The organism is Streptomyces sp. NPDC017890, from assembly GCF_044328675.1.
Taxonomy (GTDB): Bacteria; Actinomycetota; Actinomycetes; order Streptomycetales; family Streptomycetaceae; genus Streptomyces.
The window spans coordinates 50,153-70,802 of the sequence record NZ_JBIRHU010000008.1 but is presented as its reverse complement, the minus strand read 5'-3'; the positions used below and the strand labels follow the sequence as shown (position 1 = coordinate 70,802).

Genomic DNA, 20,650 nt, shown 5'->3' with positions numbered 1-20,650 from the left:
TCATGGCCGTCACCGCAACCGAACCCGCTGCCCGTCCGTCGACGGCACCCACGTCCCGGTCGGGCGCGGCCGCGGTGACGGCAGGGCTCGTCCTGCTGGTCGCCGTCCTCGCCGTCGTCGACATCGCTCAGGGCACCGCCGCCGTCGGACCGGCCGAGGTCCTCAAAGCCCTGACCGGACAGGCGGACGCCGACGACGCGTCGGTCGTGATCGCGTCCCGGCTGCCCCGGATGACCGCCGGCCTCCTGGTCGGCGCCGCGCTGGGCATGGCCGGCGCGGCGCTCCAGGCGGTCAGCCGCAATGTGCTCGCCTCTCCCGACACCCTGGCCGTGAACGCGGGTTCCTACCTGGCGCTCGGCCTGGCCGGCGTCACCGGCGTCTCCCTGCCCATGATCGCCTCCTCCGGCATCGCCTTCGCCGGCGGTCTGGCGGCGGCGGCCGTCGTGCTGGGTCTGTCCGGCCTGGGCACGGGCACCGTACGGCTGGTGCTCGCCGGCACCGCGCTGATGCTGGGTCTGAACTCCATGACGGAGGGGCTGCTCCTGCTCTTCCCCGAGCAGACCGACGGCCTCTACCAGTGGAACCAGGGCAGCATCGCCCAGAACGGCTTCGACGGCGTCCTGCAGATGCTGCCCGTCGCCGTCGTCGGGCTGGCCGGGCTGCTGATGACGGCCCGCCGGGTGGACGCCCTCGCGCTCGGTGACGACGCCGCGCGCGGGCTGGGCGTCCCGGTCCGGGCCACCCGGGTCACGGTCGTCGTCCTGGCGGCGCTGCTGTCCGCCGCCGCGGTCACGCTCGCCGGGCCGATCGGCTTCGTCGGCCTGTGCGCGCCCGCCCTCGTCCGCCCGCTGGCCCGCCGCTTCCGCGGCTTCGCCCGATCCCGTGCCTCCATGCCGGCGGCCGCGCTCACCGGCGCTGCCCTCGTCCTGGCTTCGGACGTGCTGCTGCGGACATTCGTCGCCGACGACCTCTCGGTCGCCGTGCCCACGGGTGTCGTCACCAGCCTCGTCGGCGCCGTGTTCCTGGTCGTGATGGCGCTGCGGCTGAAGGACACGGCCAAAGCCGGCGCGCCGGACCGGCTGCGCATCCCGAGCCGGACCGTGTTCCTGGTCACCGTGACGGTCCTGGTCGCCGTCCTGGTCGGCCTCGTGATCGCCGCCGTGCTGGTGGGCGACAGCAAGCTGCTGCTCGGCGACGTCGTCAACTGGGCGCAGGGGCGGGCCGGACGGACCGTCTCCTTCGTCCTGGACACGCGGGTGCCCCGGGTGCTCGCCGCGCTCTGCGCGGGCGCGGCGCTCGCCCTGTCCGGCACGCTGGTGCAGGCCGTGACCCGCAACCCGCTCGCGGAGCCCGCCGTCCTGGGCGTCTCCGGCGGTGGCGCGCTGGGCGCCGTACTGCTGGTGACCACCGTGCCGGCCGCCGGAACGTGGGGGATCGCCGGGGCGGCCTTCGCGGGCTCCGCGGTCACCGCGGTGCTCGTCTTCGGACTCGCCGCCCGGGGCGGTTTCCAGCAGAACCGGCTGGTGCTGGTCGGCATCGGTGTCGCCTCCGCGACGACGGCGCTGATCAGCCTGCTGATCGTGCTCACCGACCCGTTCAACGCGACGAAGGCGCTGACCTGGCTGTCGGGTTCCACCTACGGGCGGACCATGCCGGACGTCGTGCCGGTCGTGGTGGCGCTGGCCGTCGGGATCGGTGTGGCGGTCGCCCGGCGCACCGAGCTGGACCTGGTCTCGCTGGACGAGGACACCCCGCGGCTGCTCGGCCTGCGCGTGGCTCGGGGACGCCTCGGGTTCCTGGTGCTGAGCGTCGTACTCAGCTCGGCGGCCGTGGCCTGTGCGGGCACCATCGCCTTCGTGGGGCTCGTCGCCCCGCACGCGGCCCGCGCCCTCGTGGGTCGGCGGCACGTGCGGGTCGTGCCGGTCGCGATCCTCCTCGGTGCCACGCTCGTGTGCACGGCCGACCTGATCGGCCGCACGGTGATCGCCCCGGCCCAGCTCGGCGCGGGGCTGATGACGGCGGTCATCGGTACGCCGTACTTCCTGTATCTGCTGGTACGGAGCCGCCGATAGGCACACCGGGCCGAAAACCGGGTGACGGTGATCGTGCGCCCTCGTACGGTGTCCGGATGGACCGGCACGCCGCGGACGGGGGCCACGACGGCCTGCTGAACGTCATCGACCTGGAGGCCACCTGCTGGGAGGGGCGGCCCCCGCCCGGTGCGGTGAGCGAGATCATCGAAATCGGGCTCGCCGTGGTCGACCTCGCCGCCCGGGAGCGGGTGGGCCGGCACCGCTTCCTGGTGCGGCCCGCCCGCTCCCGGGTCGGCGCGTTCTGCACCGAACTGACGGGCATCACCCAGGCCGAGGCCGGCACCGGCGTGAGTTTCGCCGAGGCCTGCGACACGCTCGTGCGCGAGCACGGCGCCGGAGTCCGGCCCTGGGCGAGCTGGGGCGACTACGACCGGCACCAGTTCGTCCGCCAGTGCGCGGCGGACCGCGTGGCGTACCCCTTCGGCCGTCCGGCCGAGCGTACGCACACCAACGCCAAGGCGGTCTTCGCCGAGGCCCACGGGCTGCGCAGGAGGCCCGGCATGGCGCGGGCGCTCGAACTCGCCGGGCTGCCGCTGCAGGGGCGGCACCACCGGGGTGTGGACGACGCCTGGAACATCGCGGCCCTGGTGCTCCAGCTGGCGGACCGCGGCGTCTGGCCCGCCGCCTGACGGAGCGGCAGCCCTGACGATCACCCATGGCACATCGGGTAAGCCCTGATTCTCGGCCTGCTCCTTGTTAGACGGCGCGTCAAGTTACTGAACCGTAATGAGCATGACGCTACCCGCGGTAACTCTGGTCCGGTTACGGTCCCGTAACCCCACAGGAGCAGCGCGACCACGGCCCTGACCCCACCGGACCGCGGACGACGATTCCGGCCCTTCCCCAGGAGGTTCGCCATGCCCCCACACCCACGCACGCTCGCCGCGGCCGTCACCGTCGCGCTCGCCCTCGGAGCGCAGGCCGTCCCGGCCGCCGCGGCCGACGGCTCGGCCACCGGTTCCACCACGGAGGTGTCCCGCGGCGTCGAGATACCCGCCTTCTACACCCCGCCGGCCACGCTGCCCGGCGCCGACGGCGCGCTGATCCGCACCGAGCCGCTGCGCCTCGCGCTGAGCCTGCCCAGCCTCGGCGGGCCCCTTCCGGGGCGGGCGACCCGGCTGATGTACAAGTCCACCGACGCGAACGGCGAACCGGTCGCCGTGACCGGCGCATACATCGAGCCGGCCGCGAAGTGGCGCGGAGACGGACCGCGGCCCCTGGTCGCCCTCGCCCCCGGCACCATGGGCCAGGGCGACCAGTGCGCCGCCTCGATGGCCCTGGAGCACCCGCTGATACTCAACGGCGAGACGGTGTCGGTGGGTTACGAGGACCTGTCGGTCTACCGGCTGCTGCTGCGCGGCGTCGCGGTCGTCGTCACCGACTACGTGGGCCTGGGTGCCACCGACCGGCTGCACACCTACGTCAACCGGGTCGACGGAGCCCACGCCGTACTGGACGCCGTACGCGCCGCACGCTCCCTCGACTCGGCGTCGGTCACCCCCGGCTCACGGGTCGGCCTCTTCGGATACAGCCAGGGCGGCGGGGCGACGGCAGCCGCGGCCGAGCTCCAGCCGTCCTACGCCCCGGACGTCGAACTGGCGGGCACCTACGCGGGCGCTCCGCCCGCCGACCTGACCGAGGTGACCGAGGCGATCGACGGCGGTGACCTGGCGGGCGCGCTGGGCTGGTCGCTCAACGGCTTCCTGCAGACCGAGCCGGCCCTCGAACCCATCACCGACCGGTACATCAACGCGGCGGGCGAGGAGGCCCTGAAGGACCTGTCGACCATGTGCGTCGGGGACGCGCTCTTCGGATACGGAGGCGACAGCAGCACGGCCTGGACGCGGACCGGGCAGTCGCTCGGCGACATCATCCGCGCCGAGCCCGCGCTGCAGGCCTTCCTGGCCGAGCAGCGGATCGGCTCGCTGAAGCCGGACAGCCCGGTCCGCGTGGCCACGGGCGTCAGCGACGACCTGGTCCCCCACGAGCAGTCCCGCCGGCTGGCCGTCGACTGGTGCCGCAAGGGCGCGAAGGTCACCTACGACCCGGTCGTGCTGCCGGGTGCCGGCAGTGGCCTGCTCAACCACTTCGCTCCGCTGCTCGCCGATCAGGGCAAGGCCATCTCCTGGCTCACCGACCGCCTCTCCGGCAAACCGGCCGGCTCCAACTGCTGGAGCATGCCCGGACAGCCCTGAGCCGTACCGGACACGGACACAGGGGCCCCGGCGGACGTCCGCCGGGGCCCCTCGCACGCGACCCACGTGAACCCGGGCAGCAGCCCCCGGCATGCGCCGGACGATCATTGCGGCACAGAATTCACTCAGGCGAACGTGGTGAGGCAACAGAAAGGCAGCAGCGTGATGAACGCGAAGCCTGACGGCGGGCCCGGGCCCCTGAGCCGGGTGAAGATGCCGGGTACGGTCGCGCGCCTGCCGCGGCAGGTGCGCGAGGAACTGACCCGCCGCCTTCGCCGCAACAAGCGCGCCTTCCACGAGGACGACGTCCAGGTCGTCGAGGGACCGCTGCTCAAGCGCGCGGTCGGGGCCTCGGCGCTCGGCAACTGCATGGAGTGGTTCGACTTCGGCGTCTACAGCTACCTGGCAGCCACCATCGGCAAGGTGTTCTTCCCCGGCGCCTCCCCGACCGCCCAGGTCATCTCCTCCTTCGCCACCTTCGCCGCGGCCTTCGTCGTACGCCCGCTCGGCGGCCTCTTCTTCGGCCCGCTCGGGGACCGCCTCGGCCGGCAGAAGGTACTCGCCACCACCATGATCCTGATGGCGGTCGGCACCTTCTCCATCGGCCTCATCCCGAGCTACGCCAGCATCGGCATCGCCGCCCCGGTCCTGCTGCTGCTCGCCCGCATGCTCCAGGGCTTCTCCACCGGCGGCGAGTACGGCGGCGCCACCACCTTCGTCGCCGAGTACTCGCCCGACCGGCGGCGCGGCTTCCTCTCCAGCTGGCTCGACTTCGGCACCTTCGTCGGCTACGCGCTCGGCTCCGCGCTGGTCACCGTCCTGAACCTGATGCTGACCGACGGCCAGATGCTCGACTGGGGCTGGCGCGTCCCGTTCCTGATCGCCGGTCCGCTGGGCCTCATCGGCCTGTACATGCGGCTCAAGCTGGAGGAGTCCCCCGCCTTCCAGCAGCAGCTCGACGAGCACGAGAAGAGCCTCGCCCAGGAGTCGGCGGGCAGCGAGTTCAAGACCATCATCCAGAAGCACTGGCGCAAGCTGCTGATCTGCATGGGCCTGGTGCTGCTCTACAACGTCACCAACTACATGGTCACCGGCTATCTGCCCACGTACCAGACGGAGACCCTGGGCCGCTCCAGCGGCTTCGCCGACGTGCTGGTGCTGATCGGGATGGTGTGGATCGTGCTGCTGATCACCTTCCTCGGCCGGCTCAGCGACCACGTCGGCCGCCGCCCGCTGTACGCCGTCGGCGCCGTCGCGATGATCGTCCTCGCCGTGCCGGCCTTCCTCCTGCTGAAGGCGGAGGGCACCTGGGCACCGGTCGCCGGGGTCCTCCTCCTCGCCACCCTGCTGGCCTGCTTCGCCGCGCCGAGCGCCGCCACCCTGCCGGCACTGTTCCCCACCGCCGTGCGCTACGCGGCCATGGGCATCGGCTTCAACTTCGCCGTGGCGGCCTTCGGCGGCACCACACCGCTGCTCACCGAGGCGCTGGTGAGTGTCACCGGCAACGACCTGATGCCCGCCTACTACCTGATGGTGGCCGGTGTCATCGGCCTGGTGACCGTGAAGTTCCTGCCGGAGAGCGCCCAGGTGCCGCTGAACGGCTCGCAGCCCATGGTCGGCTCCCGGCAGGAGCAGCGGGAGCTCATCACCACCTCGAAGGACCTCTACCGGTTCTCCAAGGAGCGCTCCGAGGCCCGCTGACGTGCCCCCGGGGCACGGCCCCGGCGCGCGAACCGCAGCGACGCGACGCCCGATCCCACGGCCACCCCGGCGCAGACCAGGGCGCTGCCCACGGCCTGCGCGGCGCCGTAGGATCCCGTGCCGACGAGCGGCGCGGTGCAGGCGGCGGCGACCGGGATCGGACCGGAGAACAGAGTGGCTCGCTCGGCGCCGATCCGCTGCATGCCCATGTACCGGCACACGAACCCGACGACGGTGACCACCGCCGCCTGCCACAGCAGCGCACCGGTCTGAGAAGGCGATGCCCGCGCCGTCGGTGCGCCCCCAGCCCCGGACCGTGAAGGCACCGACGGCCACGAACAGCGCCCCGTACAGCACGACAAAGCACGGCGGCTCCTCACGGGGTCCGATTCACGGGCGTCATCGGGGACCGGTCCACGGCGACGGCGGTCACACGGACGCCACGGATCCTCCATCACGTGCATGTCGCGGGAATCCGGGGTAGTCGGTACGTCCCGATGCCAACACATCGGTGAAGCAAGGGATTTGACGGTCATGGACGGACATGGGAAGGAACTTCCAGTGCGCACCATCAAAGTGGCGACCGCTGTGGCGACCGCGAGCGTCTCCGTCGCCCTACTGGCCGGCTGCGGCGGCGATTCGGGCGGCGAGAGCAAGCCGTTCGACGGGCAGAGCGCCGACGACATCGCCGCGAAGGCGGTCGAGGCCACCCGGCAGGCCAAGTCCATGCACGTGAAGGGCGACAACCGTCTGGAGGACGGCACCACCGTCACCATCGACGTCTCCGTCGACCAGGAGAAGAACTGTCAGGGCACCATCGGCACCGGCGAGACCGAGGCGGAGGTGCGGCACACCGACGCGACGCTGTACCTGCGCGGTGACGAGCAGTACTGGCGCAGCGCCCTGAAGCAGCAGCCGGACGCGGCGCGGGAGATGCTGCCGAAGCTGCGGGGCAAGTGGGTGAAGATGCCGGCGAACGACGCCACGACCACCGGTGTCTGCGACAAGCAGGGCTTCATCGCCGCCATGGACGAGGACAAGTCCGAACGCCAGGGCATGAAGCGCGGCGACACCACCGAGGTGGACGGCGAGGAGGCGATCAAGCTCACGAAGAAGGGCTCGGCGGGCGAGACCCTCGCGCTGTACGTCGCCACGGAGGGCGAGCCGTACATCCTGAAGACCACGACGGAGGGCGGCAAGAACCCGGGCAGCGTCACCTTCGGTGACTACAACAAGCCGGTGAGCCCCGAACAGCCGTCGGCCGACCAGACCGTCGACATGAAGGAACTGGCCGGCGAGCAGCGGGCCTGACCCTACCGGGCGCCGCTCCCCCCATCCCCGCGCTCCCGGTCCGAGGCCGGCCACACATAGGGCAGGTCGTCCGGGACCCCGGGAAACAGTTCGGCGTACACCTCGGGCTCCTTGCGCACCAGCGCCGACCGATGGCTGCGGTGGAAGGCGTCGTCACCGAGCCAGGGCGGCAGTTCCCCGGCGGCCGCCAGCTCCGGCTGATCCCGCACCGGCTCGTGCGGGCGGCTCACGGCGAGTCCGGCGACGAGTGAGGCGGCGCAGCTGTCCTGGTGGCCCTGCTCGCGCCAGACCCGGCAGATCTCCAGGCCGTACCGGACGAGTGCCTCCTCGTAGCCCGTCCACATCCGTACCGCCGGGTGCCGGCGCCAGCCGTAGCCGGGCACGGTCAGACCGCGCAGCACCTGGAGCGCCTCGACCCGCTGTTTGCCCAGCCGGCGGCGGTCCAGGGCCAGTGCCGACTCCCGGAAGCCGGGATGGGGCAGGAAGGTCTGCATGCTGTCCTCTCCGGTCAGCCGGGGAACCGGCCCTGGTGGCGCAGGTGGCTGCGGCGTTCGGCGTAGGCGAGGTCGTCGCGCCACAGACGGCCGGCGGCGGCGCGCATCAGCGGGCGCAGGGCCGGTGCCAGGCGGCGGGCCACGGGGAACCCGGGCCGGTCCGAGGTGGCCAGCACGGCCTCGACGACCGCTGTCCGCGGCCGGCCGCTCTCGTCCGGCCCGAGCGGTGTGGCATGGCTCTCCACGACGGAGCCGGTGCCCTCGCCGTCAGTGATGCGCATGACGACGGTGCGGGGCTCCGGTGCGGTGAACTCGGCCCGTACGGGCACGACGAGCCGGCCGGTGAGCCGGAAGGAGACGTCCACGAGGAAGCGGTCGTCGTCCTCGTCGGCGTCCGGCGTCCCGTCGGGCGCCTCGACCACGGTGAGGTCCACGAAGGAGTACGGGTGGAACCAGGCGCCGTGCCACGGGTCGAGCCGGTTGGCGACGACGTCCTCGGGCTCGCAGACCCCGACCCCGCGCCAGACGGACGTCAGGGCCGTCTTCCGCGGTGGCCTGGCGGGTACGGCGGGCGCCGGGGACGGGGGCTCCTGACCCACCGCGTCCAGCCGCACCCACACCAGTACGCCGTCGTCGTGGACCGGCAGGGGTTCCCAGCCGGCGAACGAGGCGCCGTCCAGGGCGAGTCCGTGCCAGTGGCACACGAGGGTGCCGCACCGCACCGGGCTGTCGGCCAGCGGGGCGCCGAGGTGGGGGCACGCGCCGGGTCCGCCCACCAGCCGCCCGTGCGCGTCGCGCCAGACGACCACCTCGATGCCGGCGACCGTGCCGGACAGCGGGCGGGTGGGACGTACGTCGGTGCTCGCGCCGAGGACGTACCAGTTGCCCGAGGGGCGGGCCCGGGCGCGTTCCAGGGCTCCGGCGATGACGGCGGGCCGGGCCTCGCGCCAGGTAGGCCGCTGTCGCTGCCAGGGGACGGGGCGGCGACGCAGCCGCAGGGGGTAGCGGCCCCGGCGCGGGCGGGGGTTCGGACTCATCATCCGGCCTCCTTCGCGGAGCAGGCGTCGTGCCGGCCCGGCAGCGGCGGGGTTGTGCGGGCTGCCGCGCCGCGCGCCCCCAGCCGGGCGGCGAGCACCCGTGAGAGCCCGTCGGCCGCGACGGCCGCGCGCCGGCGGCGGCGCACCACGGCGCGCCGGTGCAGTACCGCGTACCCGTCGTCCGCGATGGCGTCGAGGATGTGCCGGTAGAGGATGAACGCGGTGCGGACACAGGGCCGCGCGACCGGGTCCAGCATGGCGAGTCCGGGTGCGGCCTCGCGGTAGACGGCGCGGGTGAGGTCCTCGGCGGCTCGCAGCGCGGCGGTGACACGGGGATCGTGGCGGCCGGTGCGTCTGCTCCACAGCAGCAGGTCCCGCTGGACGCCGTGGGCGGCCAGCAGGTCCGCCGGGAGGTAGATCCGGCCCCGGTCCAGGTCCTCGCCGACGTCCCGCAGGAAGTTGGTCAGCTGGAAGGCGACGCCGAGCGCGGCGGCGTGCGGCGCGGCCCGGGCGCGGGAGGTCACGGTGCCGAGCACGGGCAGCATCTGCAGGCCGATGACGGCGGCCGAGCCGTGCATGTAGGCACGCAGGTCGTCGTAGGTGGCGTAGTCGGTGACCGTGAGGTCGCTGTGCATCGAGGCCATGAAGTCGGTGAAGTGCGCCGGTTCGATGGCGTACCGGGCGGCGGTGTCGGCCAGGGCGAGCACCACGGGTTCGGCGGCGGGCCGCGCACCGGACAGCGCCTGCCGCAGTTGCTCCTCGAGGCGGGCGAGGGTGGCCGCCCGCTCGGCGGTCGTCGCCTTCGCCCCCATGTCGTCGACGATGTCGTCCGCCCACCGCGCGAAGCCGTACAGGGCGTGCACGGCGGGTCTGCGGTCGGCGGGCAGGAGACGGGTCGCCAGGAAGTAGGTGCGGCCGTGGCGTGCGTTGAGGAGCCGGCAGTGGGTGTAGGCGGCGCGCAGGGCCGGGTCGGTGATGTTCGCGGCGTCCAGTTCGCGGTGGGTCATCGTCGGCCGCCCCTCGCCGCCGTGGCGCGTGCCGGTGTTCCGGTGATGCGGGCGGCGGCCAGCTTCCCGGAGATCAGCACGGTCGGCACGCCGACCCCCGGGGTGGTCCCGCAGCCCGCGAGGACCGCGTTGTCCGTGCCGCGTACCAGGTTGCGGGGGCGGAAGGGCCCCGTCTGGGCGAAGGTGTGGGCGACGGAGAAGGGTGTGCCCGCGGCATGCCCCTGGCCGGTCCAGTCGGCGGGCGTCACCAGGCACTCCTCCTCGATGGCGGCGGCGATGCCGGTCAGTCCCCGGCGTTCCAGGGTGGCGAGCAGGCGGTCGCGGTAGCGGGGAGCGAGGTCGGTCCAGTCCCGGGCGCCCGGCCCGATGTCGGTGTTGGGGCAGGGCGCGAGGACGTAGTGGAGGTGGCGGCCCTCGGGGGCCAGGGAGGGGTCGCCGGCGGTGGGCCGGGTGATCAGCAGGGAGGGGTCGGTCATGAGGGTGCCGGTCCTGGTCAGTTCGTCGAAGGTCCGGTGCCAGGCGGCGCCGAAGGAGAGCGTGTGGTGGGCGAGGTGCGGCCAGGTGCGGGTGGTGCCGGCGTGCAGGACGACGGCGGACGGCGCGTGCCGCAGTGCGAGCGGGCGGCGCGGGCGGCGGCCCAGCAGCCGGTGGACGGCGGGCAGGTCGGGGGTGAGGACGACGGCGTCGCAGGGGATGCGGTCGTGGGTCGTGACGACGGCGGTGACGCGGTCGCCGGAGCGTTCCAGGGCGGTGACGTCCTGGCCGAGGCGCAGGTCGGCCCCGGCGTCGGCGGCGGCGTCCGCCATGGCGCGGGGCAGGGCGTGCATGCCGCCGCGCGGGAAGTACACGCCGGCCACGGTGTCCATGTAGGCGATGACGGCGTAGGCGGCCAGCGCCCGGGCCGGTGCGACTCCGGCGTACAGGGCCTGGAAGGAGAAGACCCGCTTCAGCCGTTCGTCCGTCAGGAACCGTCCGATGCGCGCGTCCAGCCGGCCGAAGCCGCCGAGGGCGGCGAGCCGGGCCAGGTCGGCGGTGAGCAGGCCGAGCGGCGAGTCGAAGTTGGTGTCGATGAACCGGCGCATCTGCACGGCGTACAGCTGCCGCAGCCAGGCGCGCAGCCGCCGGTACCCGGCCGCCTCCCGCGCCCCGGCGAACCGTTCGACCTCCGCCTCCATCGCGTCCGCGTCGGTGTGGACGTCGAGGGTGCCGCCGTCGGCGAAGCACGCCCGGTAGGCGGGGTGCAGGGGGAGGAGTTCCACGCGGTCGGCCAGCCGGTCGCCGACGGCGGCGAACGCCTCGTCGGCCAGGTGGGGCATCGTCAGGACGGTCGGGCCCGTGTCGAGGCGGTAGCCGCCGAGCTCGCGCCGCCCGGCACGGCCGCCGGGCAGCGGGTCGCGTTCCACGACCGTCACCCGCCGTCCGGAGCCCAGCAGGTGCAGTGCGGCCGACAGGCCCGCGAGCCCCGCCCCGACGACCACCACGTGGTCGGTGCGGCCGGTCACCGTCCGGGTCATCGCGCGGCCTCGCCCGTGGGCGGGCGGTGCCGCGGCTGTTCCCGCCCGTCGTCGGACGTTCCGTGGGGCATCCCGGGTCCTCTCGTCGTCGGCCGCGGCGGTGAGCCGTGCCGGGTGCGTCGGCTGCTGCCGCCCCTTCGGGCGGGCGGCGCGCCGCGGACGCACCGTCCGGCGCCGGACGTGGGCCGCCGGTGGGGTGACTCGGCGTCATGCCTTCCCCCGTCGCGTCCGCTACGACGCCGCCCGGGCGCGTTCACGCCCGGCAGTCACCCGCCCGGCGGGTACCGACCGAGCCGGGCGGGTACCCGCCCCGGGCCGTCCAGCGCGCCGTGCGTCCGCGCAGGGCGCGGGGCGGAATACTCCGCCGGAAGCCGGGCCGCCGTTCAGGCGGAAGGAGGTAACCGTGGTCGACGCGGACATCGTCGTCGTCGGTGCCGGGGCGGCAGGTCTCTCCCTGGCGCACCGGCTCCCGGCGGACGCGCCGCGTCGCGCGGCGCCCTCCGTGGTCCTGATCGATCCGCCGCCCGGTCCGCTGCGGGCACCGCGCCGCACCTGGTGCTTCTGGGAGTCGGGCCCCGGCCGCTTCGACCCGGCGACGACGGCGTCGTGGGAGTGGCTGCGGGTGCGCGGCCGGGACGGGGCGGTCGTCCTGCGGCACATCGCGCCCGCGCGCTACAAGATGATCCGCTCGGACGACTTCGAGGCGCTGGTGGACCGCGACCTGAAGGACCGGCCCGGACTGCGGCGTCTGGAGGCCACCGTCGGCACGGTGACCACCCTGCCCGACGGGACGGTGTGCGTGCCGGCCACGGACGCGACCGGGACCCGGGCCGGGCTGCGCGCCCGCTGGGTCTTCGACTCCCGCCCGCCGGACCGCCTGCCGCCGGCGCGCACCCGCCTCCTCCAGCACTTCCGCGGCTGGTTCGTCCGCACCCGGCGGCCGGTCTTCGACCCTGGAGTGGTCGACCTGATGGACTTCCGCACCGTTCAGCCGGCACGCGGCCTGTCCTTCGGCTACGTCCTGCCGACCGGCCGGCACACCGCGCTGGTCGAGTACACCGAGTTCGGGCCGGCACCGCTGACGTCCGGCGCGTACGACAGCGCCCTGGAGGACTACACGCGCCGCGTCCTGCGCACCGGCACCACGGAGATCCTGTCGACGGAGCAGGGGGTGATTCCGATGACCGACGCCGTCTTCGAGCGGCGGGCCCAGGGCTCCGCTGCCGTTTTCCGGATCGGCGCCGCGGGCGGGGCCACGCGCGCCTCCACCGGTTACACGTTCGCCGCCGTGCAGCGGCAGTCCGACGCCATCGCCCGCGCCGTGCGCGCGGGCCGCCGCCCGGTGCCGCCGCCCCCGCACCCGGCGCGGGCCCGATGGATGGACGCGGTGCTGCTGCGCGCGCTGGGCACCGGCCGGGTGGACGGCCCCGACCTCTTCTTCCGGCTGTTCGACCGCGTACCCGCCGGGCGGCTGCTGCGCTTCCTCGACGGCCGGTCCCGGCTGTACGAGGACCTCGCGGTCGGAGTACGCACTCCGGTCCTGCCGATGCTGCGTACGGCGGCGGAGCTGCCGTGGGTACCGCGTCGCCACATCTCCGTCCGTTGAGAACCACCGGTGAGCGCCACCAGCAGGAGCCACCGGTGAGACGCACCCGTGAGAGCCACCGGTCCGAGAAACCCTGCCACCAGGAGTCCCGATGCCCTTGTTGCGCGACGCAGCGCTGACCGCCGCCTTCGACCACGGTGCCGGTCGCTACGACCGCCTGGTCGCACTCAACCCCGGGTACCACGCCCAGTTGCGCCGCTCAGCCCGCCGGCTCGGCCTCGCGGACGGCGGCGCCGGGCGGCGGGTGCTGGACCTGGGCTGCGGCACGGGCGCCTCGACGGCGGCGCTGGCCGCGGCCCTCCCCGCCGCGGAGATCGTGGGGGTGGACGCCTCGGCGGGCATGCTGGAGCGGGCCAGGTCCAAGCCGTGGCCGCCGCGGGTACGTTTCGTGCACGCCCCGGCGGAGGAACTGCACCGGGCCGAGGTGGACGGGCCCTTCGACGCGGTCCTCGCCGCCTACCTGTTCCGGAACCTGAGCGACCCCGACGCCGTCCTGCGCACGGTGCACCGGCTGCTGGCTCCCGGGGGCAGGCTGGCGGTTCACGAGTACGCGCTCGGCGGGCGGCGCGCGCACCGGCTGGTGTGGGCCGCGGTGTGCCGGGGCGTCATCCTGCCGCTGGGCACGGCCACGGGCGACCGTGACCTCTACCGGCACCTGTGGCGCAGCGTCGCGGCGTTCGACACCGCGCCGGCGTTCGGCGCCCGGTTGGGCCGGGCCGGGTTCGAGCGGGTCCGGATCCTGCCGCTGCCGGGCTGGCAGACGGGCGTCACCCACACCTTCGTCGCCCGCCGCGCCGACACGGGGACGGACGGGGCGCGCACGGGCCACGCAGCACCGCAGGGCAAGCGAGCCCGCCGCACGGAGACGGGCGGCACGGAGACGGGCGGTGTCCGGTGAGCCGGCGCGGCGGGGCGCGGCCTCCTGGGCGGGACCGGCGCGCACAGGCCGTCGCTCCCCGGCCGGGCCGGGCACGGGTGACCGGTGAACCGCCGTCCGTGGCGGTGATCGGCGGCGGCATCGCGGGGCTGGCGGCGGCGACCGTCCTGGCCGAGCGGGGGGTACGCGTGGTGCTCCACGAGCGCGAACCCGTACTCGGCGGCCGCGTCGCCGGCCGGCCGGTCGAGCTGCCCGACGGGACGCCCGCCACGATGAGCCGGGGCTTCCACGCCTTCTTCCGCCAGTACTACAACCTGCGGAGCCTGCTGCGCCGTTCCGATCCCGGGCTGGGCATGCTGACCGGCCTGCCGGACTATCCGCTGCGGCACAGCAGCGGGCTGTGCGACGGTTTCCGCCGGGTACCGCGCACTCCCCCGTTCAGCGCCCTGGGCTTCGTCGCCCTGAGCCCCAGTTTCAGGCCGCGCGACCTGCTGGCCATGCGGCCCGCCGCGGCGCTGCCTCTCCTCGACGTCCGCACGCGCCGCGTCCACGAACGGCTGGACGACGTCAGCGCCCACGACTTCCTCGACACCCTGCGCTTCCCCGCGGCCGCGCGGCATCTGGCCTTCGAGGTGTTCTCCCGCAGCTTCTTCGCCGACCCGCGGGAGCTGTCCGCCGCGGAGATGGCGCTGATGTTCCACATCTACTTCCTCGGCTCCAGCGAGGGACTGCTGTTCGACGTCCCCCGCGAGCCGTTCCCGCAGGCGCTGTGGGATCCCCTCGCGGAGCATCTGACGCGGCGTGGGGTGAGGGTGCGGACGAGCACGTCCGTCGAGGCCGTCCGGCCCGGTCCGTCCGGCGGTCACCTGGTGGTCGACGCCACCGGCGCCCGGCCGTACGACGGGGTCGTGCTCGCTCTGGACACCGGCGGTCTGCGGGAGGTGGTGGGCCGCTCACCGCACCTGGGTGACGCCGGGTGGCGCGAGCGGGTGGCGCGGCTGCGGAACGCTCCGCCGTTCCTGGTCTCCCGGCTGTGGCTGGACCGTCCGGTCGCGTCCGGCCGGCCCGGTTTCCTCGGCACCAGCGGCTACGGTTCGCTGGACAACATCAGCGTGCTGTCCCACTGGGAGGGCGAGGCCGCGCGCTGGGCGGCGCGCACCAAAGGGTCGGTCGTCGAACTCCACGCCTACGCCCTGCCGTCGACGGCGGTCCGGGAGGTGGAGGAGAAGCGCCTCGTCGGTCAGTTGCACCAGGTCTATCCGGAGACCCGCGAGGCCGGCGTCGTGGCCGCGCGGCACGAGTGGCGGGCGGACTGCCCGCTGTTCACCGTCGGCGGCTACCGCGACCGTCCCACGGTCCGCACACCCGACCCGTGCGTCGTGGTCGCCGGGGACCTGGTCCGCACGGATCTGCCCGTGGCCCTGATGGAACGCGCCGCCACCTCGGGGTTCCTCGCGGCCAACACCCTGCTGGAGCGGTGGGGTGTGCGCGGCGAGACACTGTGGACCGTGCCGGATCAGGGGCGGTCGGCCCTGCTGCGTGCCGTGGCGCGACGGTTCGGGGCGCGCTGACGTCCACGCCGGCGGCGGCCGAGCCGGTGGTCCGCCCCACGGGACCCGGGTGGCGGCACCCCCGCGCGAGCCGAGGCCCCTCGCGGGAGCCCGTGGCGCCGCCCCACTGGGCCATGCCTCGGGCGCGGGCCCGGAGGTGGACACCTCGGAGCCCGGATCCGCCGCGCAGCGCCGGCGGCTCTAGGCTCCCGTCCCGTCCGCCGCGCGGTCGGCCCGTCCGCCCGCGCCGAGCGGGCCGGTGGGGCTCATGGCGCCCTCGGCCTCCAGCCGGGGCAGTTCACGGCGGGACAGCCGCATGACCACGGGCGGCAGGGCGCCGCGCGCCGCCTGTGCCAGGCGCAGCCAGCCGGGTACGTACACGGCGGTACGGCGGCGCTCCACGGCGCGCACCAGTCTGGCGGCGACGTCGTCCACCGGGAAGGTGCGGCGGGCCGGAGGCGGCATGTGCGCGCGCAGTTCACGCAGGACCGCGTACCGGTCGGCGTCGCGGATCATGTCGGTGTCGATCCAGTTGAGGTAGGCGATGCCCACGGCGACCCCGTGATGGGCGACCTCGGCGCGCAGCGAGTGGTTGAAGGCCTCCACGCCCGCCTTGGCGGCGCAGTACGCGCTCATCATGGGGGCGGCACCGAGTGAGGCCAGTGAGGCGATCTGGAGGTGGTATCCCGCGGTGCGGAGCAGGTCCGGGAGGAAGGCCCGGGCCGTGTGGGCGCTGCCGGTCAGGTTCACGTCGACGACGCGTCGCCACTCCGCCGGGTCCGACGTGGCGAACGGGCCGCCCTCCGCGATGCCGGCGTTCGCCACCACGACCGACGGCGGCCCCAGGCGCTGCCGGACCTCACCGGCCGCGTCGTCCAGCGCGGCGGGGTCGGTGACGTCGACCTCGACGGCGAGCGCGGGGACCGGCAGTTGTGCCGCCACGGCGTCCAACCGCGGCTTCTCGTGGCCGAGCAGGGCGAGCCGGGCTCCCCGGCGGGCGCACTCGCGGGCCAGGGCTGCGCCCACTCCGCGCGCGGCGCCGGTCACCACGACGGTGCGGTTCCGCAGGGGGCTGTCTGTCACCGGCCGGCCCTTTCCCTGGTGATCACGGGGACGGTCGCACGGGGACGTCACCGTTTGTCGCCCGTGCGGTCGCGGCGGGTGAGGCCGCGTTGCACGCGTGTGAGGCCGCCGAACCGGTGCTGGCGCAGGGCGGCGCGCGCGGCGTTGGAACCCGGCGCCCCGTGCACTCCGCCTCCCGGGTGGGCGCCCGCGGAGGCGAGGAAGAGGCCGGTCACCGGGGTCTCCGGCCGCCCGGTGCCCGGCACGGGCCGGAAGACGAGCTGCTGGTGCATGGCGGTGGTGCCGCCGTTGATGGAGCCGCCCTCCAGGTTGGCGTTCATGGCCTGGAGGGCCGGCGGGGCCAGCACGCGGCGGGCCCGGATCAGCGTGCGGAAGCCGGGCGCGAAGCGTTCCACCTGGCGCTCGACGCGGTCGGCCATGAGTTCTTGCTCCTTGGTGTCCCAGGTGCCGGTGATGCCCTCGTCGCCCGCGTCGCCCCGGATGTCGTGGGGGACGTGGGTGTAGGCCCAGGCGGACTCGGTGCCGCGCGGTGAGCGGGTCGGGTCGGTGGTCGTCATCTGGCCGAACAGCGAGAAGGGGCGGTCGGGGACCTGCCGCATGGCGATCTGGGCGGCGAACCGGGTCAGCTCGTCGAGACCGTCGGCCAGATGCACGGTCCCGGCCCGGGCCGCGTCCTCGCACCGCCAGGGCACCGGGCCGTCCAGCGCCCAGTCCACCTTGAAGGTGGCGAAGTCCCACTCAAAGCGCCGCAGGTCGGCGAGGACCTGGTCCGGCAGGTGCTCCGGGGCGACGAGATCGCCGTAGAGGGCGGGGACGGACACGTCCGCGAGTACGGCGCGCCGGGCGGCGACCGTCTCCCCGCCGGCCGTGCGCACGCCCACCGCGCGCCGGCCCCGGACCAGGACGTGCTCGACGCGCTGCCCGCAGCGCAGGGTGCCGCCGCGGGCCCGCAGCCGGTGGACCAGGGCGGCGGTGAGGGCGCCGGAGCCGCCGACCGGCACGGGAAAGCCGTAGGTCTGTCCGAGCATCGACATCAGCCAGCCGAATCCGCCGCTGCCCGCGGCTTCGGGTGCGAGGTCGGCGTGCAGGGCGTTGCCGGCCAGGAGCAGTCTGCCGCCCTCGCCCCGGAACTCCTCCTCGCCCATGCGGCGCACCGGCAGCACCAAAGTGCGCGCCAGCCGGAGCCCGCCCCCGCCGCGCAGCCGCAGGGCCAGCCGGGCGCCGGCCCGGACCGGGGGGAAGGGCGTGAAGAGGGCGTCCAGGATGTCGGCCCGGTAGCGGTCCCACACCTCGTGCAGGCGGCCCCAGGCGGCGCCGTCCCCGGGCGCGAAGGTGTCGAGGGAGGCGGCGGTGGTACCGACGTCGCGGTCGAGGACCGCGCACGTGCCGTCGGTCAGGGGGTGAGCGAGTACGTGGGGAGCGTGGCCCCAGCGCAGCCCGTGCTCCTCCAGTCGGAGTCCGGCGAGTACCGGGGATGCGGCGGCGAGTGGATAGAAGGAGCTGAACAGGTCGTTGACGAAACCGGGGGCGACCTCGCTGTCGTGGCGCACCGCTCCGCCCGGCTCGGGCTGCTCCTCCAGGACCTCCACGCTCCAGCCGGCGTCCGTCAGCAGGTTCGCCGCCACCAGTCCGTTGGGGCCCGCCCCGATCACGACGGCGTCAGGCACGGCCGGCCTCCGGACCGAAGTCCACGGAGCCGGCCGCCTCCGCGGGATCGGGCCGGCACCGGTCCCCGGCCCTGGACTCGCACAGCTCGGCGAGCCGGGCGAGCATCGCACGGTGCCGCACCTGGATCAGCGCCTCGACGCCCACGTTGTGCAGCAGGCCGCCGGGACCGCGCAGTGGGTGTTCGTCCACGAGCACCAGGCACTGGTCGCCCCACGGGCGCAGCTCGATGGCGATCCGGGCCGTGCCGAGCCTGCCCGCCTTCGCCTCGAGCTCCAGCACGGAGCCCTCCACGCAGTGCCTGACCACCGACTCGTTGTTCAGCCGCACCGGCCCGATCCGCACCTCGTAGGCGATCGTCGCGCCGACCTGTGGCCACTGGCCGGTTTTGGGGGTGACCTCGGAGGGACCCACCACCCACTCCACGTACTGGTTGCCGTCCGCGAGCACGTCCCATACCGCCTGTGGGCTCGCCTGGACCAACCGATGCCTGACCGCCACGCGTGCCTCCCGCGTCCACAAGCCGCCACTGCAAGGACGCAGCACTGAGTGCCCCGTCCGCGACCGGCCAACCGGGGCTCTTCCGCCCCTTCGCGCCATCTCCTGGTCCTGCCCCCGTAGAGCGCCACAGGACCGGCCGACGAAGCGCCCCGGAAAGACCCCGTGCATTGGCATGGACCTGATAACGCACTCTGGCTAAGCTCGAACCAACCCCGACGAGAGCGCTCTCAGTCCGCGGTTGTTCCACCGATCTGTTCCACCCCCACCTTGCTGGAACGACGAAGGGCAACTCCCGTGAGACGCAGCAGACTCAGGCACCTCGGCCTGGCCGGCCTCCTCGTGCTCGGCAGCCTGACCGCCTTCGGCGCCCTGCCGGCCTCGGCGGCCGGCTCCCCCGCCCCCGCCGCCGGTGAACCGGCCTCCGCCGGTCTTCTGGACGCCATGCAGCGGGACTTCGGCCTCACCCGGGCCGAGGCCGAGGACCGGCTCGCGGCCGAACGCCGCGCCACCGACCTCGCACCCACGGCACGCCGGGCCGCCGGGGACGCCTTCGGCGGCTCCTGGTTCGACGCCGACCGCGGGCGGCTGACCGTGGCCGTCACCTCGGACGCCCCACCCGCCACGGTCCGGGCCGTCCACGCCACCGGTGCGCACGTCCGCACCGTCGAGCACAGCGCGCGGGCGCTCGACGAGGCCAAGACCCGCATCGACCGCCTGGACGCACCCGCCGGCGTCAGCGGCTGGCACGTCGACCCGGCCGCCAACACAGTGGTCGTCGACGTGGTCAGTAGCGACCGCGCTGACAACGATGTCCGGCAGTTCGTGGACCGGGCCAACGAGGCCGGCCCCGTCACGGTGCGGACGGTGCCCTCGGCCCCGCGGACCTTCGCGGCGGGCACCGTCGGCGGCGACCCGTACTACACCGGCAACGTCCGCTGCTCCATCGGCTTCTCGGTGCACGGCGGGTTCGTCACCGCCGGGCACTGCGGCGGTGCGGGAGCGGCGGTCCGCGGCTGGGACGGCTCACACATCGGAACGTTCCAGGGCTCGTCCTTCCCGGGCAACGACTACGCCTGGGTCGGCGTGGGCAGCGGCTGGTGGACGGTGCCCGTGGTGCTCGGCTGGGGCACGATCCCCGACCGGCTCGTGCGCGGATCGAACGAGGCACCCGTCGGCGCCTCGATCTGCCGCTCCGGCTCCACCACCCACTGGCACTGCGGCACCGTCCTCGCCAAGAACGAGACGGTCAACTACAGCCAGGGCGCGGTGCACCAGATGACCAAGACCAGCGTCTGCGCCCAGGGCGGCGACTCGGGCGGCTCCTTCATCAGCGGTGACCAGGCGCAGGGCGTCACCTCGGGCGGCTGGGGCAACTGCTCCAGCGGCGGGGAGACCTGGTTCCAGCCCGTCAACGAGATCCTGAACCGCTACGGTCTGACGCTGCACACGGCTTGATCCGGGGGCGGCGGGGAGGACTTCACCGGTCCTGTGGTGGGGTCCTCCCCCAGTCGCCGGTCGGGGGCCGTGCTGCGGATTCCCACATCCAGCCTTGCCGCCGTGCGCCTGGCTCCGCTCAGGACATCCTCGCCTCCTGGGCCCTCGCGGCCCTGGACGGCCCCGGCCTGGACGCCGACACCCGCATGCACGCGGCCGTCGCCCTCTTCGGATACGTCCGGCCCAGGCGGCCGACACAGAACCCGAGGCACGCGCCACCCAGACCAGCGGTATCACGGGCGAGCAGTGGATGGACGCCCAGCACGACCGCACGACCGCCCTGCTGGTCCAGGGCCGCCTGCCCCATTTCGCTTCCGTCGCCGCCGAGGCCGATCTCTCGTCCGCATCGCTGTTCGCGTTCGGCCTCACCACTCTCCTCGACGGCCTCGCGGCACGCATCGAGTCGGCGCCCGCGGCACGGGGAGCCCCGATCGCTCCCAGCCGCACGGACGGATGATGCGACGACAACGCCCTGACGCTCAAGGGGCCGGACCTCGTGAAAGCCATGTCGTGGGGCTGGGA

At 74.3% G+C, this 20,650-nt stretch carries 17 protein-coding genes and 1 pseudogene; 10 read left to right on the top strand and 8 right to left on the bottom strand.

Annotated features, from left to right (window positions below):
• Window positions 1-2 precede the first annotated feature (2 nt).
• The 4 genes from ACH4F2_RS12425 (at window position 3) to proP (ending at window position 5,989) form a co-directional block, all read left to right on the top strand.
• Window positions 3-2,072 carry an iron ABC transporter permease gene (locus ACH4F2_RS12425; protein WP_398132669.1) on the top strand — a complete coding sequence of 690 codons (2,070 nt, stop codon included), beginning with the start codon at window positions 3-5 and terminating at the stop codon, window positions 2,070-2,072.
• Window positions 2,073-2,128: 56 nt separating this feature from the next.
• Complete coding sequence (locus ACH4F2_RS12420) at window positions 2,129-2,722, top strand: exonuclease domain-containing protein (RefSeq protein WP_398132668.1); 594 nt, start codon at window positions 2,129-2,131, stop codon at window positions 2,720-2,722.
• A 228-nt stretch (window positions 2,723-2,950) separates the two neighbouring features.
• Window positions 2,951-4,288 carry a lipase family protein gene (locus ACH4F2_RS12415; RefSeq protein ID WP_398132667.1) on the top strand — a complete coding sequence of 446 codons (1,338 nt, stop codon included), beginning with the start codon at window positions 2,951-2,953 and terminating at the stop codon, window positions 4,286-4,288.
• Between the two features lie 165 nt (window positions 4,289-4,453).
• Window positions 4,454-5,989 (top strand): glycine betaine/L-proline transporter ProP, encoded by a 1,536-nt coding sequence (proP, locus tag ACH4F2_RS12410; RefSeq protein ID WP_398132666.1) that lies wholly within the window; start codon window positions 4,454-4,456, stop codon window positions 5,987-5,989.
• Here the strand turns inward: proP and ACH4F2_RS12405 are convergent.
• Window positions 5,953-6,358, bottom strand: a pseudogene (locus ACH4F2_RS12405) (EamA family transporter); the annotation flags it as partial. The gene proP and the pseudogene ACH4F2_RS12405 sit on opposite strands and share 37 nt — an antisense overlap.
• Window positions 6,359-6,550: 192 nt before the next feature.
• On the opposite strand from ACH4F2_RS12405, the gene ACH4F2_RS12400 reads away from it, so the two are divergent.
• Window positions 6,551-7,300, top strand: a complete 750-nt coding sequence (locus ACH4F2_RS12400) for a hypothetical protein (RefSeq protein ID WP_398132665.1) — start codon at window positions 6,551-6,553, stop codon at window positions 7,298-7,300.
• A gap of 2 nt (window positions 7,301-7,302) precedes the next feature.
• Here the strand turns inward: ACH4F2_RS12400 and ACH4F2_RS12395 are convergent, their stop codons facing one another.
• From ACH4F2_RS12395 to crtI, 4 genes are read right to left on the bottom strand one after another with little or no spacing between them, the layout of a single operon-like run.
• Window positions 7,303-7,794 carry an MSMEG_6728 family protein gene (locus ACH4F2_RS12395; RefSeq protein ID WP_398132664.1) on the bottom strand — a complete coding sequence of 164 codons (492 nt, stop codon included), beginning with the start codon at window positions 7,792-7,794 and terminating at the stop codon, window positions 7,303-7,305.
• 14 nt (window positions 7,795-7,808) lie between these two features.
• The gene (locus tag ACH4F2_RS12390) at window positions 7,809-8,831 is read right to left on the bottom strand and encodes a DUF5914 domain-containing protein (protein ID WP_398132856.1); all 1,023 of its coding nucleotides are present in this window, start codon (window positions 8,829-8,831) and stop codon (window positions 7,809-7,811) included.
• Entirely contained in the window at window positions 8,831-9,838 is a 1,008-nt protein-coding gene (locus ACH4F2_RS12385; RefSeq protein ID WP_398132663.1) for a phytoene/squalene synthase family protein, read from the bottom strand. The genes ACH4F2_RS12390 and ACH4F2_RS12385 overlap by 1 nt, the downstream gene beginning before the upstream one ends.
• Window positions 9,835-11,352: a phytoene desaturase family protein gene (gene crtI / locus ACH4F2_RS12380; RefSeq protein WP_398132662.1), complete on the bottom strand. Its 1,518-nt coding sequence runs from the start codon at window positions 11,350-11,352 to the stop codon at window positions 9,835-9,837. Before crtI ends, ACH4F2_RS12385 begins: the two co-directional genes overlap by 4 nt.
• A gap of 403 nt (window positions 11,353-11,755) precedes the next feature.
• On the opposite strand from crtI, the gene ACH4F2_RS12375 reads away from it, so the two are divergent.
• From ACH4F2_RS12375 to ACH4F2_RS12365, 3 genes are all read left to right on the top strand, one after another.
• Window positions 11,756-12,958: a lycopene cyclase family protein gene (locus ACH4F2_RS12375; RefSeq protein ID WP_398132661.1), complete on the top strand. Its 1,203-nt coding sequence runs from the start codon at window positions 11,756-11,758 to the stop codon at window positions 12,956-12,958.
• Window positions 12,959-13,049: 91 nt separating this feature from the next.
• Window positions 13,050-13,856: a methyltransferase domain-containing protein gene (locus ACH4F2_RS12370; protein WP_398132660.1), complete on the top strand. Its 807-nt coding sequence runs from the start codon at window positions 13,050-13,052 to the stop codon at window positions 13,854-13,856.
• Window positions 13,853-15,406, top strand: coding sequence for an FAD-dependent oxidoreductase (locus tag ACH4F2_RS12365; RefSeq protein WP_398132659.1), 1,554 nt, complete (start codon window positions 13,853-13,855; stop codon window positions 15,404-15,406). Before ACH4F2_RS12370 ends, ACH4F2_RS12365 begins: the two co-directional genes overlap by 4 nt.
• 180 nt (window positions 15,407-15,586) lie before the next feature.
• On the opposite strand, the gene ACH4F2_RS12360 is transcribed toward ACH4F2_RS12365, so the two are convergent.
• The 3 genes from ACH4F2_RS12360 to ACH4F2_RS12350 are packed head-to-tail and all read right to left on the bottom strand — an operon-like array spanning window position 15,587 to window position 18,634.
• Window positions 15,587-16,468 (bottom strand): SDR family oxidoreductase, encoded by an 882-nt coding sequence (locus tag ACH4F2_RS12360; RefSeq protein ID WP_398132658.1) that lies wholly within the window; start codon window positions 16,466-16,468, stop codon window positions 15,587-15,589.
• Between the two features lie 47 nt (window positions 16,469-16,515).
• The gene (locus ACH4F2_RS12355) at window positions 16,516-18,135 is read right to left on the bottom strand and encodes a phytoene desaturase family protein (RefSeq protein ID WP_398132657.1); all 1,620 of its coding nucleotides are present in this window, start codon (window positions 18,133-18,135) and stop codon (window positions 16,516-16,518) included.
• Window positions 18,128-18,634, bottom strand: coding sequence for an SRPBCC family protein (locus ACH4F2_RS12350; protein WP_398132656.1), 507 nt, complete (start codon window positions 18,632-18,634; stop codon window positions 18,128-18,130). The genes ACH4F2_RS12355 and ACH4F2_RS12350 overlap by 8 nt, the downstream gene beginning before the upstream one ends.
• Window positions 18,635-18,928: 294 nt before the next feature.
• Between ACH4F2_RS12350 and ACH4F2_RS12345 the strand changes: the two genes are divergently transcribed.
• Together ACH4F2_RS12345 and ACH4F2_RS12340 are read left to right on the top strand one after the other, a co-directional pair.
• The gene (locus tag ACH4F2_RS12345; RefSeq protein ID WP_398132655.1) at window positions 18,929-20,089 is read left to right on the top strand and encodes a S1 family peptidase; all 1,161 of its coding nucleotides are present in this window, start codon (window positions 18,929-18,931) and stop codon (window positions 20,087-20,089) included.
• A 94-nt stretch (window positions 20,090-20,183) separates the two neighbouring features.
• The gene (locus tag ACH4F2_RS12340) at window positions 20,184-20,585 is read left to right on the top strand and encodes a TetR/AcrR family transcriptional regulator C-terminal domain-containing protein (protein WP_398132654.1); all 402 of its coding nucleotides are present in this window, start codon (window positions 20,184-20,186) and stop codon (window positions 20,583-20,585) included.
• Window positions 20,586-20,650: the final 65 nt, after the last annotated feature.

Coding starts and splice junctions, on each gene's coding strand:
- ACH4F2_RS12425 (WP_398132669.1), top strand. CDS start 3: ATGGCCGTCACCGCAACCGAACCCGCTGCCCGTCCGTCGACGGCACCC.
- ACH4F2_RS12420 (WP_398132668.1), top strand. CDS start 2,129: ATGGACCGGCACGCCGCGGACGGGGGCCACGACGGCCTGCTGAACGTC.
- ACH4F2_RS12415 (WP_398132667.1), top strand. CDS start 2,951: ATGCCCCCACACCCACGCACGCTCGCCGCGGCCGTCACCGTCGCGCTC.
- proP (WP_398132666.1), top strand. CDS start 4,454: ATGAACGCGAAGCCTGACGGCGGGCCCGGGCCCCTGAGCCGGGTGAAG.
- ACH4F2_RS12395 (WP_398132664.1), bottom strand. CDS start 7,794: ATGCAGACCTTCCTGCCCCATCCCGGCTTCCGGGAGTCGGCACTGGCC.
- ACH4F2_RS12390 (WP_398132856.1), bottom strand. CDS start 8,831: ATGAGTCCGAACCCCCGCCCGCGCCGGGGCCGCTACCCCCTGCGGCTG.
- ACH4F2_RS12385 (WP_398132663.1), bottom strand. CDS start 9,838: ATGACCCACCGCGAACTGGACGCCGCGAACATCACCGACCCGGCCCTG.
- crtI (WP_398132662.1), bottom strand. CDS start 11,352: ATGACCCGGACGGTGACCGGCCGCACCGACCACGTGGTGGTCGTCGGG.
- ACH4F2_RS12370 (WP_398132660.1), top strand. CDS start 13,050: ATGCCCTTGTTGCGCGACGCAGCGCTGACCGCCGCCTTCGACCACGGT.